General features: G+C 45.4%; 8 protein-coding genes. 5 read left to right on the forward strand and 3 right to left on the reverse strand.

The window, feature by feature from the left end; all coding sequences use genetic code 11:
• The first annotated feature begins 10 nt into the window (after positions 1-10).
• Positions 11-3,892 (forward strand): AAA family ATPase, encoded by a 3,882-nt coding sequence (locus ACR64J_RS06335; protein ID WP_435948906.1) that lies wholly within the window; start codon positions 11-13, stop codon positions 3,890-3,892.
• Between the two features lie 119 nt (positions 3,893-4,011).
• Here the strand turns inward: ACR64J_RS06335 and ACR64J_RS06340 are convergent, their stop codons facing one another.
• Positions 4,012-8,859: an NAD-glutamate dehydrogenase gene (locus tag ACR64J_RS06340; RefSeq protein WP_435948907.1), complete on the reverse strand. Its 4,848-nt coding sequence runs from the start codon at positions 8,857-8,859 to the stop codon at positions 4,012-4,014.
• A gap of 651 nt (positions 8,860-9,510) precedes the next feature.
• Between ACR64J_RS06340 and purD the strand changes: the two genes are divergently transcribed.
• Both purD and ACR64J_RS06350 read left to right on the forward strand, forming a co-directional pair.
• Entirely contained in the window at positions 9,511-10,836 is a 1,326-nt protein-coding gene (purD, locus tag ACR64J_RS06345; protein WP_435951033.1) for a phosphoribosylamine--glycine ligase, read from the forward strand.
• 174 nt (positions 10,837-11,010) lie between these two features.
• Positions 11,011-12,408, forward strand: coding sequence for an ABC1 kinase family protein (locus ACR64J_RS06350; protein WP_435948908.1), 1,398 nt, complete (start codon positions 11,011-11,013; stop codon positions 12,406-12,408).
• A 149-nt stretch (positions 12,409-12,557) separates the two neighbouring features.
• Here ACR64J_RS06350 and ACR64J_RS06355 read toward each other — a convergent pair whose 3' ends face one another.
• The gene (locus ACR64J_RS06355) at positions 12,558-13,214 is read right to left on the reverse strand and encodes an SAM-dependent methyltransferase (protein ID WP_435948909.1); all 657 of its coding nucleotides are present in this window, start codon (positions 13,212-13,214) and stop codon (positions 12,558-12,560) included.
• 134 nt (positions 13,215-13,348) lie between these two features.
• Between ACR64J_RS06355 and ACR64J_RS06360 the strand changes: the two genes are divergently transcribed.
• Both ACR64J_RS06360 and ACR64J_RS06365 read left to right on the forward strand, forming a co-directional pair.
• Positions 13,349-13,540 (forward strand): DNA gyrase inhibitor YacG, encoded by a 192-nt coding sequence (locus ACR64J_RS06360; RefSeq protein ID WP_317199466.1) that lies wholly within the window; start codon positions 13,349-13,351, stop codon positions 13,538-13,540.
• Positions 13,541-13,680: 140 nt separating this feature from the next.
• Positions 13,681-14,862, forward strand: coding sequence for an aspartate aminotransferase family protein (locus ACR64J_RS06365; protein WP_435948910.1), 1,182 nt, complete (start codon positions 13,681-13,683; stop codon positions 14,860-14,862).
• A 63-nt stretch (positions 14,863-14,925) separates the two neighbouring features.
• On the opposite strand, the gene ACR64J_RS06370 is transcribed toward ACR64J_RS06365, so the two are convergent.
• The gene (locus tag ACR64J_RS06370; RefSeq protein ID WP_317199468.1) at positions 14,926-15,825 is read right to left on the reverse strand and encodes a LysR family transcriptional regulator; all 900 of its coding nucleotides are present in this window, start codon (positions 15,823-15,825) and stop codon (positions 14,926-14,928) included.
• Positions 15,826-15,845: the final 20 nt, after the last annotated feature.

Genomic DNA, 15,845 nt, shown 5'->3' on the forward strand with positions numbered 1-15,845 from the left:
AGACCCCACCATGCGCCTAATTGAACTGCGACTCAAAAATTTAAACTCCTTAAAAGGCGAATGGCATATCGATTTTGCTGATTCTGCCTTTATTAATGAAGGCATTTTTGCGATTACGGGACAAACGGGCGCGGGCAAGACCACGATTTTGGATGCGGTCTGCCTAGCGCTGTATGGGGAGACGCCGCGTATTAATAGTATTAGTAAGAGCAGCAATGAAGTCATGACGCGGCAAACGGCAGAATGTTTCGCTGAGGTAGTGATTGATTTAAACGGTATCCACTATCGCTGCCGCTGGGGACAGCGCCGTGCCTATAACAAGCCAGATGGCAATTTGCAAGATGCCACTCATGAAGTCGCCAAAATAAATCTCGCCGATGCGTCAAAAGGCGATGAGATTTTAGAAAATAGTATAAAGAACACTAAAATCAAGATTATTGAATTGACGCGGATGGACTTTCAGCAATTCACGCGCTCCATCTTACTTGCGCAAGGCAGCTTCTCGGCATTTTTAAAGGCCAAAGCGGACGAGCGTGCGGACATTTTAGAAAAAATTACTGGCACGGACATTTATGCCACCATCTCAGAGCAGGTCCATGAAAAAAAGCGCTTTGAGGAAGAGGCTTTAAGTAAATTGCAATATGGTCTACAGGGCTTGACCCTGCTAGACAATGATGAAGAAGACCAGCTAAAAGCAGATTTAAAGTGGCAACAAAGTGCACAAGATAAGCAGCAACAGCTTGTCGATCGTTTGGGCGCACAGATTAAATGGCTTGAGAGCATAATAGAACTAACAAACAAGCGTACAAGGTATCAAAGTGAGATTGAACGAGCGTATCAAGCAAAGCAAGACTTTATCCCTGATAACAAGCGCCTAGCGGCTGCCAATAAGGCGCTGGAGATTGATAGTCAATACAGCCAGATTGTGATAAGTCGTGATACGGTCAATAAAATGAGCGGCGAGCAGCAAGTATTGGCAGATAAATTACCACTGCAAAAAGACGATCTTGTAGCGGCGTCTACTCGTTTAAGTGCAGCCAATGCGCAACAAAAAACTGCCGAACATGAGCTGAACACCGCCTTGCCCAAAATCGCCCAAGTCCGCAAATTAGATAGCGATATCGTGCAGCAAACGCAGAGTTTATCGGATCACATACAAAGAAAGCAGACGCTATCTACTCACGTTGCTCAAGTGCGCCAAGAGATTGCTCAGCTTGAAGAGCATGCTGAGCAAGCTACCCTTAAGCTTGCCAATATGGGTAAGAGCCTCGTCCTTGCTCCTGAACTAGCTGATCTTGATACCGATATTGCTAACTTTGATAGTCGCTGTGGTCGCTTAAAAACGCTACTTGAGAGCAATAAATCGCTCAATGCTGAAAACCTTACTTATCACAATCAGCTTAAACAATCGCAAGATAGCCTTGCTACTCTTGAGCACTCAAAAATAGCAGACGAGGCAGCCAATGCCAAATCACGCAAGCAAGTATCACTACTTGAGCAGCAGCGCGCGGCACTGATTGACGCGCAATCGCTGGCAAGCATGCGCCGCGAACAAGAGCACAGCGCGCAAATAACGAGGCAAATAGAGCATATAGATTTTAAGGTACAAAAACTTGGCGAGATTGAGACGCAGAGTCATACGATTAAAGAGGCGCTACCGGGGCTTAATGCTGACGTGGCAGCGCTTGAGAAAGCTATTAAAGCGTGCGGATCTGCGCTTAAAGAGACAAAAAATAGGCGTAAAGACAAACAAACCGAGCTTTTTTTGCGTCAAAAAGTTGCCGCATTAGAAGAGCATATTAGCGATCTAAAGGACAATCACCCCTGCCCGCTGTGCGGCGCACTTGAGCATCCTTATGGTGAGCAGCATCCTCATCTGCAAAATGGCGAGTCAGAGGGTAAGCAACTACAAGCACACATTGCAAGATTAGATACTGACATCGACAATCGCGCGCGCGACTTATCTGGTCTGCATATTGAGCAGGCGACCAAAGCCAACATGCTCCAGCAATACACCCAGCAATTGATGCCCCTGCAAAAGCAGTCTGCTGCTATTTTAGAGGATATTAAAGGTCTTATATCTACTATTTATAATTCAAACTACTCTGATGCTATCACTACGATCATTGAGCCTTTAGGTGATCTGCTCACGATAAGTGAGGATACTGTCACTCACAGTGCACCGCAAAACTTAAGCGTGGTTAAAGCAAAACTACTCAACCACAAAGAACATATGCAAGTTGCGTTGACTGAGTACGAAGCGCTTACAGACACTCTTGATGAGCTAAACCAGTCGCTGCAAACGTTTGAGCAGCAAAAGCAACAATTAGCTCACGATATCAGCGAGATTGGCACGCTAATCAAAATCAACACCTTAAACATTGAGAGTATCGAGCAAAACCTTAGCAGTAACTTTATAGAATTACAGACAATCAGTGCACTGATTCGCGCTTTAATCGGTAAATACGCTGGCAAGTATAGCGCTATCATTAGTCAACACATAGATATTAGCACAGCAAGCTTGCAACCCCTATTTGCTAGTATAGATCAGCAAACCGTACTGACCGATGTCGACTATAGTCAGTATATACAAGAGCTACGCCATCAGCGCAGCTGTTTAAAGACACTAAAGTTCGATTTCACGACCTTTAAAGACGCGCAGCAAACGCTGACAACAACACTGAGTCGCCTCAAAGCTCAGATAGACACGCAGCGCATTCAGCTAGATAATGACAATAAAGAGTTGAACCAGATAACAGTGCTAGTTGCAGACAGAACTGAACAACTTACCAAGCTTAAACAAGACAGACTTAAGATATTTGCAGACAAAGATTGTGATAGCGAGGAGCAACGACTTCGAAGTATCCTAGATACGGCGCGCACTCAGCAAACCGCCGCGCAGCGGCAGGCAGATAGCACGCAGCAAGTGCTTGCTCAAATGCAAACGCAGCAGCAGCAACTCGCCGCGCAATTAAATACAGCGTCGACGATCCTTGATACTCAAGAGGCTGAGTTAAAATCAGTGCTTGTGGCCTCCGATTTTATAGATGAGTCAGATTTTGTTGCTGCACGCTTACCTATTAATGAGCGCAATCAGCTTAGCGCGCGCCAGCAGCATATAGAGGCTACGCTTAAGCAAGCGCAAAGTTTACTTACGCAAACCACGCAAGCGCTTGAGGATAAACGAGCCAATCCTTTGACCACTGATGATATAGATACGCTGACATATCAGCAACAACAAGCGCTTGATGATAACAAGCACTTGATAGAAGCCATAGGCGCGATGAATCAGCAGCTCAAAGACAATGAGAATAAAAAACACAACCAACAGGCTCAGCTTGCGGCCATTAACGCGCAAAAAGACAACCTACAAGTATGGCAGCAACTGCACAAATTAATTGGATCATCAGATGGCAAAAAGTACCGCACGTTTGCGCAAGGTCTCACCTTTGATATTATGGTCAGTCACGCCAACACTCAACTGCACAAGATGAGTGATCGCTACTTGCTGATTCGTGATGACAACAGTCCGCTTGAGCTGAACGTCATTGACAACTATCAAGGCGGCGAGACGCGCAGCACCAAAAACCTATCTGGCGGCGAAGGCTTTATTATCAGTCTCGCGCTCGCACTAGGACTGTCACAAATGGCCAGTCAAAACATCCGTGTCGATTCGTTATTTTTGGATGAAGGCTTTGGCACGCTTGACGAGGAATCATTAGATATTGCCCTTGATACGCTGACCAGCTTGCAGCAAGAAGGCAAACTCATCGGCGTTATCTCTCACGTTCAAGCACTAAAAGAGCGCATTTTGACGCAAATTCAGGTACAAAAACTCTCAGGCGGCTTTAGTCAAATCACAGGCCAAGGCTGTTATCGTATCGCTAGCTGAATGACGAGACGTATGTTATCGCACGAGTAGTCAAAGAGAGTAATAAAAAGCCCGCTATAGTTAGCGGGCTTTTTACAGATCAATACCTCAGTTATTTGGTAACTGTTACTTAGTAACTGTTATTTGGTGACCAAGCCACTCAGCTCACTCATAAGCACTGACAACGTGGATAAGCTAATAACACTGTCGTCATTCTTATCTAGTTTGTGCATCTCATTGGTCACAGCTTTTAGATGACTATCATGTCGCTCACGCCACTCGCTAAAGGCCTCTTTTGCATTGGGCTGCGACAATATCGCATCCATGAGCAAGCGCAGACTGCGAGAGAGCTCGTTGACGAGCGCATGACGAGCACGGCGATCCCAGTAGTCTTGCTGCGGCAAGGTGGCGACATTGTCTATCATCCAATCGAGCTGCAACACTTGATAAGCTTCAAAATACAGCGCGGCAATTTCATCGACAGGACGCTCGTACTGTTCGGCGAGCAATGCAGCATCAAGCGCATCGACATGATATGGCAGCATGGCAAATATCGCCGCATCACTATCGGACAACCCATCTTGCACTAGAGCATCAGTATCCTCTTGCAGGTACTGAGCAAACTGCTGCTTAATAAAGCCGCCCGCTTTGGTTAATTGCTCCACGCTATTCTCAAACCGGCTGATCATGTCAGCGACTTTTAGGTCTTGTCCAAAGGCATTGATAAACCACACCACGCCGCGCTCGAGCACATCGCGCAGGCGCAGCTCTAATTTGAGTAGTAATGTTGCATCTACCTGATTGTCTAAAGATTCAAGCATTTGCCAGATAGCTGGCACGTTAAAGACGTCACGGGCAATGGCATAAGCACGAATGATCGTAGCGAGCGATTGATCGGTCTCCTCATATAGACGGAATATCGCTTCTATGCCTAAGCGGTTGACAACGCTGTTGGTCAAATAAGTACTGATGATCTCGCGACTGAGCCTATGCTCTGTCATCTCATCGAAGAAACGCGCCGCCAGCTCATCTGGAAAATATTTGCGCAGCTCATTGATAAAGTATGGATCATCGGGCAAATCTGATAGCAGCAAGCTATCATAGACCCACATTTTGCCGTACGCCATAACCACTGCTAACTCAGGATTGGTCAGTCCTGTATCCACCTTTTGACGTTTTATAATGTCATCATCCGATAGCAAGTACTCAATAGCTCGATCTAATCGTCCTTCACCTTCTAACATCTGAATAAAGCGCTGGTGATCGCTTAGATTGGCGCTGGCACGAATATGACTAAGCTCAATCGCTTGCGGTTGCAGGTAGTTTTGGCGTAGTACCAGCTCGGCCACGGTATCGGTCATACTCTCTAACAGCTCATTGCGCTGCTTGAGGGTCATATCGCCCTGTTCAACGACTTTGCCAAGTAAGATTTTGATATTAACTTCATGATCTGAGCAGTTTACGCCGCCTGAGTTGTCAATGGCGTCGGTATAGATACGTCCGCCAGTTTGTGCGTACTCGATACGACCTTGTTGGGTAAAGCCTAAATTACCACCCTCGCCGACGATTGCCGCTCGTAGCTCATTACCGTTAATACGTACCGCATCATTGGCGCGATCGCCAACATCAGCGTGAGTCTCATTGACACTTTTGACATAGGTACCGATACCGCCATTCCATATCAGATCGACAGGCGATTTCATAAGCGCAGTGATCAGCTCATTAGGCGCTAAATTATCTTCCTCAATGTCAAAGAGCGCTTTCATCTCAGGGCTAATCGCAATACTTTTATCGGTACGCGAGAACACGCCGCCACCTTGGCTAATTAAAGATTTTTCATAGTCATCCCACGTCGAGCGCGGCATCTCAAATAATCTCTCGCGCTCTGCATAGGACTCGGCGGTGTCTGGGTTTGGATCGATAAAGATATGTAGATGGTTAAAGGCGGCAACCAGTTTGGTATGGGTGGATCTAAGCATACCATTACCAAAGACATCGCCGCTCATATCCCCAATACCAACGACGGTGAAGTCATCACGGTTTTGAATGTCCATACCGCGCATACGAAAGTGGCGCTTGACCGACTCCCAGCCGCCGCGTGCGGTAATGCCCATGGCTTTGTGATCATAGCCGACTGAACCACCTGAGGCAAAGGCATCATCTAACCAAAAGTTGTACTCGCTTGACAAGGCGTTAGCGATATCAGAGAAGCTGGCCGTGCCTTTATCAGCGGCAACGACCAAATATGGGTCGTCCTCATCATGACGCACGGTGTCAGCTGGCGGGACAATTTGTCCATCGACGATGTTGTCTGTGACATCGAGCATACCACGCAAAAAGGTTTGATAGCACGCCACCCCTTCAGCTTGAAAGGCTTCACGACCATCTGCCATGGTTTTTGTTTTGACAATGAACCCGCCTTTTGAGCCTACAGGTACGATAACCGCATTTTTGACCATTTGTGCTTTGACAAGGCCAAGTACCTCGGTACGAAAATCCTCCATACGATCAGACCAGCGCAAGCCGCCGCGCGCCACTTTGCCGCCACGCAGATGCACCGCTTCCACTCTTGGAGAGTAGACAAATATTTCAAACATAGGCTTAGGTTTGGGCAAGTTTGGAATATCATCTGCCAAGAACTTAAAGGATAAGCGGTCTTTACGCTCGCCTTGCTCATTGGTTTGATAAAAATTAGTCCGCACCATAGCGTTGATTAGATCCAAATACCAACGCAAGATACGATCTTCATCGAGACTATCGACATCGACCAAGGCGCTTGTCAATTGCTCTTGAATTTTTGCACTATTATTTTTGCGCTCGTCCTCAGAATGATTTGGATTCATCCGGGCATCGAACAGATTGATCAGATTCACACTGATATCACTGTTTTTGACGATAGTTTGCTGAATATAACTACTAGAGAAGGGTGCGCGGGCTTGACGCATATAACTGGACAAAGCACGTAGTACCACGACATCATAGGTATCTAGCTCGGTCGTCAATACCAGCTCATTAAACGAATCACTCTCAACGCGCCCCGCCCAAATTTGCTTTAGGCTCTCCTCAAACTGTGTGCGTACCACGCGGATATCGACCGTATCCACATGCTCCAAGGTCAGCTCGTACTCTTGCATCCAGATGGGCTGCTGTGGCAAGTCAAACTCATAAGTTTGTGCTGAGATGACCGATACCCCAAAATTCTCCAGTATTGGCAATACTTTTGACAAAATCACTGGCTGATTACGACCATAGAGCTTAAGATGCAACTGATTGGCGGCGTCTCCTGTCGATTGATACAGATGCCAGATCATTGGCTGTTCATCATTGATACTTGCTAACCGCTTAGTATCCTCAACTGCGGTGCGCGTATCAAATCGCTCTTGGTAAGCGGCGGGTATATAGTCTAAAAATTGACGTTTTAAGGTGTTGGCTTGCTGCTCGCCCACGTTATCTAGTAGCGTTCTTTGGTAGTCATCATGCCACGATTCCATGAGCGCGGTAAGTTTGGCCTCGAGATCATGCTTATCAACATTGTTGACCTGTCCTGGCACGATACGCACATGAACGTGAACGCGGGCGTGCTCCGATTCGTTGAATTCAGTGGTGAATCCAGAAGACGTACCGCCGTATGCGTCCTTTAACACCTCTTGCACTTTTATGCGCAGCTCAGTATTGAATTTATCACGCGGGATATAGACTAAGCAGGATACAAAACGCTGGTAGGAGTCGATACGGCTAAACAAGCGCAGGCTTTTTTTGTCCTGCAACTCTGCAATGCCTGAGACCATAGGATACAGCTCTTCTACGCTGGCTTGAAACAGGTCATCGCGCGGCAAGGTGTTGATGACGTGCATCATTTTATGATACGCATGACCCCCGCGCGGCAGATTCGTCATCGTCATAATTTTATTGGCTTTTTCACGTAGTAGCGGGATTTGTTGTACGCTAAGCTGATAAGCTTGTGAAGTCAGTAGACCAACGAAGCGGTACTCACCAATTAATTTGCCCGCTTCATCGAACTTATGAATACCCAAAAAGTCCATATATACCGGGCGGTGAATGGGGGAGACGCGGCTAGATTTTGATAGCATTAACACCCGCGGCTCAGTTAACAAGGCTTTTAGGTTAGCGGGCAAGTTATTAAAACTCTCTGAGGGCGTATCTTCACTTGAACCTCGTAGCAGACCTAGACCACTATTACCGATTGCAAATAGATTAATACCTTTACCATTGACTTTTTTATCATCTGTAACATTAATGGCTTGGTTATTCTCTAGGCGGTACTCACGAAATCCTAGAAATATAAAATGATCATCTAATATCCAGTCCAAAAAAGCCTGCACCTCAGTCTCTGAATAATACACTTCTGGATGCGGTTTTTGGGTTAGATCGTCTTTGATGTCTTTTAAGCACGCACGCATCTGTTTCCAGTCGCCGACGACGGTATCGAGCGTATCTACTTTATCTAACAGTAACTGGCGCAGCGCTACCAGCTCATCGTTATCTTGATAAGCGATCTCGCAATGAATAAGTGACATATGTGATGTGGCACTCTCGTCAGCGTTTTCGATACGAGTAATGTCGCCTTTGTCATCACGCTCAATACTCATAATAGTGTTAAACGTACGATGTACATCGATTCCTTGCGCCTCAAAGGTCATGAGTATAGTGTCAACCAAAAAAGGACGATCATAAGCGACCATTTGGATGACGGTGTGTGAGTTATGAAAATGCTGCTCCTCTGCCACAGGGTTTAAGATAGCGAGTTGCGGCTTGGTGCCGTCGTATGATTTGAGCCGAGTAAAATGATGCAAAGCCATCCCTGCAAGGTCGGCATCGCTAATCTCATTCGCTGTCTCTCGATGTAGCGACTGATAATAAGTATGAATAAAATGATCAAGTAGTGATTTATCGTTTTGCACATAACTGGTAGCTATATCACTTATTTTATCGATACGCTCTTTTTTAATACTTAAAGAGTTGCGCATAAAATCGTCCTTTTTTATGTATGTTTATTTTAACTATCGAAGATGGCGCACTTTTTTATTTTATCTTTTGCTTAGCTCGTATTTATAGAGCTTAACGCATATACCGTCAAAGCTGACGTTTACAACATCATTTCATGAATCAGCTTATGGTCAATAACCTTTACTAATAAAAGAGAGTTGATTACTTCTCTTTACTAAAATTAGAGAACACTTGTACTAGTCTACGCTATTACGGGTAGTAAATTGAACCTATTAGACAAATTTTAGTTTTTAACTTTTGTATAGTTGATACATTTTAAAATAAATACAGTACTGCTGGTATTTATACTCCTTATGCGCTATGCACTATGCGCTATGCCTGATATAGGCTGTGCTCGCGCAGATTGAGGTGGCGTAAAACTAATATAAAATGTACATCTCCCAAAAACGTGCTCGTTTTACGTTAGATGGACTACATCCGCTACCTTTTTCTTTTTATTAGCCTATATTCACTTTGTTGCTGGCAGGTGGATACTCATGGCAATCGACGACGATTATTTGTTAGAATGTGGCACAGTTATTATTCACACTCTCGGTAATTATTTATAAATGGCAGGCGTTGCAGATACTGTGACATCCAACAAGTCTTAAAAAACAAGGGCAACACTTATGATGAATATTTTGGTAATTGGTGGCGGTGGACGTGAACATGCTTTAGCTTGGCAATGCGCCAAAGACGAAAAGGTAAAAAATGTCTATGTTGCGCCAGGCAATGCAGGTACTGCCCTTGAACCTAAGTGCCAAAATGTCGTCTTAGAAGATGAGCACAGCGGAGTTATTCGCTTTTGCCAAGATAATGCTATCGATATGGTCATCGTCGGACCCGAAGCGCCTTTGGTCACAGGTATCATTGATGCTTGCCAAGATGCAGGTATAAAAGCATGGGGACCGACGGCTTATTGTGCGCAATTAGAGGGCTCAAAGACGTTTGCCAAAGAATTTATGGCAGAGCACAATATCCCAACCGCTGCGTATAAAGGGTTTACAGATGCCCATGCGGCAAAAGCCTATGTTGATGAGCAAGGCGCGCCTATTGTCATAAAAGCCGATGGTTTGGCTGCGGGTAAAGGGGTTATCGTCGCCGAAACAGTCGCGCAGGCACACGCCGCCATCGACGATATGCTGGCAAGCAACAAGTTTGGGGACGCCGGCAGCCGCGTGGTCATCGAGCAGTTCTTAACGGGAGAAGAGGCCAGTTTTATTTGTATGATCGATGGCGATAATATTTTGCCTATGGCAACCAGCCAAGATCACAAACGCGCCTTTGAAGGTGATACAGGACCGAATACTGGCGGCATGGGTGCTTACTCGCCTGCCCCTGTTGTGACCTCAGCGGTACATGTCAAAGTAATGGCAAAAGTGATACAACCTGTCGTCGATGCTATGAAAGCGGCGGGTCATCCTTACACTGGGTTTTTGTATGCAGGCTTGATGATTAATGATGCAGGCGAGCCCTATGTTATCGAATTCAATTGTCGTTTTGGTGATCCAGAGACTCAGCCTATTTTGATGCGCCTGCAATCGTCGATGGTGGATTTGGTCGCACAAGGGCTAGCAGGTCAACTCCCCTCTCAAGCGAAGTGGGACAAGCGCCCAGCCCTAGGTATCGTTGTCGCTTCAAAAGGCTATCCTGAGTCCTCATCAAAGGGTGACGTGATCTCAGGATTGCCAGAGATTGACGGCAATAGCCGTGATGAGACAGTCAAGGTTTTTCATGCAGGGACTGCATTCTCTAATGATATAAATAACGCTGATGTCGATGGCAATGAAAAAGAGGTCGTCACCAGTGGTGGGCGCGTACTGTGCGTTACTGCTATCGCTGATAGTATACTTGGCGCGCAGCAAGCAGCACTAGCCGTCACAGGCGCGATTAGTTTTGATGGTGCGCAGTATCGCCGTGATATCGGTCACCATGCTATCGCGCGTGAGACGTTATAGTCTTTAGCTAATAATCTTTAGCCGACTCCTTTTTCTATCCGGCCTAGTCTATACTAGGCCATATTTTTGGCAGCGCGTAATGTGATACAATTTTTGTATGCACAGCGTCTAATTACCTTGTATTGTCATCCAAATACCCTCACATCATTACAAACCCAATGAATACTGATACTTATGGCAAATGATACGTCTAGACCTTCTGATAATAAACAGTCAATCGATAATCTAAAGACCTCTGGATTTGAGCGTCGGATGTCTATTGCCAAAACGTCTTTGAATATTGGTCGCCGCTGGGCGGGTAATAGTATGTCTGGAATGTTTTTGGATAAGCAAACGCGCGAAAAACGTAATCAGGCGTTTATGGAAGCGCAGGCCAATTATGTCGCAGCAGAGCTGGGCAAATTAAAAGGCTCAGTGGTCAAAATCGGTCAAATGTTAGCGCTGTATGGCGAGCATGTACTGCCGCCTGAGATTACTCGTGCGCTACAGACGCTAAATGACGATACTGCAACGCTAGCTTGGCCAAAGATAGAACAAACGCTGCGCCGCACTTTGGGTGAAAAGCTAAGTGAGCTTGATGTGGATACTACGCCTATTGGTACGGCATCTCTAGCACAAGTACATCGTGCAACTATTAAAGCGACGGGCGAGCAAGTTGTTTTAAAGATTCAATATCCAGGGGTGGCGGACGCAATTGATTCGGACTTGGCTTTATTTAAGCGCTTATTAAAGGTTAGTAACGCAGTGCCGCAAACACGCGCTTTGGATACTTGGTTTGAAGAGATTCGAGATTTGCTGCACCGTGAAGTTGATTACAACGTCGAGGCGGCGACCACTGAACGTTTTTATGGTCGCCTAAAAGATGATCCTCGCTATTCTGTGCCCAAGATTATCCGCGACTATTCAAGCCAGCGCTTGCTGTGCATGTCTTTTGAGTCAGGAGTATCGGTCACCTCAGATATATTACAAGCCCTACCTCATGAGCGCCGTAACGCTATTGGACAAGCGGCAATTGAGATTATGATGCAGGAGATATTTGTCTGGGGCGAGATGCAGACAGATCCAAATTTTGGTAATTATCTTGTGCGTATTAGCGACGATGCAAGTGAGCCTGATAAGTTAGTGTTATTAGACTTTGGCGCTATTCGTCAGTTTGATAATGAGCTTTTAGTTATTGCACACGCGCTTCTTCGTGCAGGTTATCACCATGATCATCAAGCGATGAAAGCTGCTATGACAGGGTATGAGTTCTTTGATACGATGAGCGATAAAGTGCGCTCTGACGTCGCCTCGCTGTTTTTACTCGCAACAGAGCCATTTAGCAATCCTACTGCCAATCCAGATATTCCTGTAGACTGCTTAGATGAGCACAACCGCTACATTTGGGCAAATAGTAGACTGCATTCGCGTATATCAGAAAAAGCCACACGAGCGATGCAATCTTTTGAGTTCAATCTGCCACCAAAAGAGTTTATGTTCATTAGCCGTAAGTTTATTGGTGCATATACCTTTTTGACTGTTATCGATGCTCACACTAATCCTGATACTTTAGTCAGACCTTACTTAACGTAACTAGACCATCGATATATTTTTTACTATTAGATTAGTGATGTACTTTTTGAATCGCCCTTTCGTGGCGATTCTTTAATGTAATTTTTTCATTGCTTAGGCTATTTTATATTTGTTATATCTTACTTAGACTAATTACTATAGTTCGATACCTACTGCATTTTATTCCAGGCATCAAAGCGTGTGTGATACCCCTCAGGTTTGATCATGACCAACTGCCAACATGACTCTGCACGCGCCAAATACTTCACTTCAAAATGCGTACGCCGACTGTCAGCTGCTACCTGATAACGTTTTGTTGGTAATTGCCAAACCTTAATAGCTTGCTGCTCAGCATTGTCCATATAAGACTCTATGTTGGTGGCTAAAACAACCTCGCCGCCTACTCTCAACCTTGATAATAAAAACTCAAAAAAAGGCATGTTTAGCCATTGCTGGTTTGGGTTATGCTGCTCAGGATTAGGGTATAAAATATAAATTTTATCGATACTATCAGGTGCGATTCCATGTACAGTCCAAGCAATCGCGTCGGCATGTATCAGAGATAAATTGTCTAAATGTTGCGCCGACGCCAACTTAGCAAAGGCTGCAAATTTATTGCGAGTACGCTCAATGGCAATAAGATGAGTACTGGGATTGTCTTTTGCAAAACTAAGCGCGTGCATGCCCTTCCCTGCACCAATCTCTAGCACTAGGTGTTCATAATGTTTAGTAATGGCGGGCATCTTAAAATCACGTGGCGCTGATAGCTTATCTGGTTGAAAGGCTCTATCTTTTACATGTGATAACTTTTCTTTTTTAATAGTCATTTTTACTCAATTTATTTATAATCGCTTAGGCTATTTTTAGCACTTGATGCGTGAATGCCAGTCTGTATTTGTCTTTTAATTCGTGCATGCTATTATAGCGACTCTTATTCATAGATAACACTACGACATCTATTATGACCCAATCTAATGCAAACACTGTCCCAAAAACTTACCCCTGTCCGCGCTGCGGTAAGCAAACTGCTTGGCAAGGTAACTCGTCTAAGCCTTTTTGTAGCGAGCGCTGTAAGCTGATTGACTTAGGCGCTTGGGCAAGCGAGGAATATACCCTACCCGCTGAGTCAACGCCTTTTTCTGACGAGTTATAGGCGCTAAAATAACAGCTCATTGTATGCATAGTACCCCTTATTACTGTATGAGCTGATTTGCCTACTTTTAGAGCACCAATACTACTTTTAGCTCCAATACCAAATTACATCTTCTTTATACCCTATCCAAAGGACTTTTTATGTCAGCGACTTATCTGATGCCTACTTATACCCGTCAGCCTGTCAGTTTTACTCGCGGATCGGGCAGCTGGCTCTACACTCAAGATGAGACGCCGTATCTTGATGCGCTTACAGGTATTGCAGTATGTGGTCTTGGGCATTGTCATCCACAAATCACCCAGGCTATCTCTGAGCAAGCAGCAACTTTGATTCATACGAGTAATTTATTCGGTATCGACTGGCAGGAGCGCGCAGGCGAAGCGCTATGTATGGCGGCGCAAATGGACAGCGTCTTCTTTGCCAATAGCGGCGCGGAAGCTAACGAAGCGGCGCTTAAAATGGCGCGCTTACATGCCCATCAGCAAGGCTTTAAGCGCCCCAAAGTTATCGTCATGGAACAATCATTTCATGGGCGTACCTTGTTGTCCGTATCGGCAACTGCCAATCCAAAAGCGCGTGAAGGGTTTTATACTTTGGATGAGGACTTTGTCCGTGTGCCTTTTGGTGATATCGGCGCAGTCCAGCAAGCTGCGCAAGAGCATGAGGATATCTGCGCTATCTTCGTTGAGCCTATTCAGGGCGAAGGTGGTCTTAATACTGCGGCGAATGGTTTTAGCTATTTGGAGGAGCTACAGGCTGAATGTGACGCTCATAACTGGCTATTTATGCTTGATGAGGTACAAACGGGCAATGGACGTACGGGCAAATATTTTGCTTATCAGCATAGCAATGCACGCCCTGATGTATTAACTACGGCTAAAGGCTTAGGCAATGGCTTTCCTGTAGGCGCTTGTATGGTACGAGGACGCGCAAAAGACTTGTTTGGCGCAGGTAGTCATGGCTCAACCTATGGCGGCACACCACTTGCTAGCCGCGTGGTACATACCGTGTATGACATCCTTGCTAATAGCGATATTATGACTAATGCAGTCGTTGAAGGCCAGTTCATACGTGACAATATGGTGGACGCTTTGTCACAATATGGCGTTAGTGCTCGCGGCGCTGGTACCATGATCGGTATTGTCTTGCCTGAGACGATGGACTGTAGCCAACTGGTTGATCGCGCCCGCGTGGAGCAAAAACTTATCATCAACGTCACAGGCTCTCATGTCATTCGTCTCTTGCCAACATTGAACATCAGCCGTGATGAGAGTGAGCAAGTGGTCGAGCGCTTACTGACGATGCTAAAGCCTATGTTCTGATAAAAAACAAAAACCTCTAAATAATTTAGAGGTTTTTTTATTGCTGATATTACTTCATTAATTTTAATTGGCGTTAAAGTACTTTTTGAGCACTTCAAGACTACGGGTAATCTTAGCAGGTTGCTGCTCATGATTGAGCGTTACTGCATATAGTACAAAGCTTGGTAGCTGATAGCCTGTAAGCACCTCAACCAAATTACCGCTTTCAAGCTCACGCTTGATGTCCATCTCCATAATTCTGATCAAACCATGACCTTCTTTAGCCAAAGTCATCGCCATAAAGACGTTATTGGTATGGATACGCGAGTTCATCTTCATACGGGTCTTTTTACCCGTTTCTGTATGAACTAGCTCAACGTGATTGGCATCTTTCATAATATCGATGACGATCATTTGATGATCCGCTAAATCCTTTGGACTCTCAATCTTTTTGTGTTGTCTAAGATACTGCGGCGAAGCCACTAGCATTTGACGCACATCTGATAGCGGATGATTGCATAGCGTTGAGTCATTGATATTAGGGCTCATACGAATAGCGATATCAATGCGCTCATCAATCATATCAACGTAGTGATTGTCTGCAAGGTAGGTGATACTCAAATCATCATGCGCTGCCATCCAAGTCGATAGCGCTGGCAGTATATGATGTACACCCAATTCAGGCGTTGTGGCAATACGTAGGCTACCGGCAAGTTCATCGCGCAATTGATTGACTTTTATGCGGCCTTGTTCAGCGGCACTGACCATGTCTTTGGCCGACTCATAAAAGCTCTCGCCAGCTTCTGTTAAGCTAAGCTTACGAGTTGATCGATGAAGTAATACTACGCCAAGCTCATTTTCTAATGAGCGTATTTGCTGACTGACCGCACTCGTTGTAATCCCAAGCTCGCGGGCTGAGCCACTAAAAGAGCCGTGTCCGACAACGCTTGCGAACACAGCCATACCACGTAAATTGTCTAACATATTCTCACCTAAGCTAGGTT

Source organism: Psychrobacter sp. DM8 (genome assembly GCF_051307025.1).
GTDB lineage: Bacteria > Pseudomonadota > Gammaproteobacteria > Pseudomonadales > Moraxellaceae > Psychrobacter.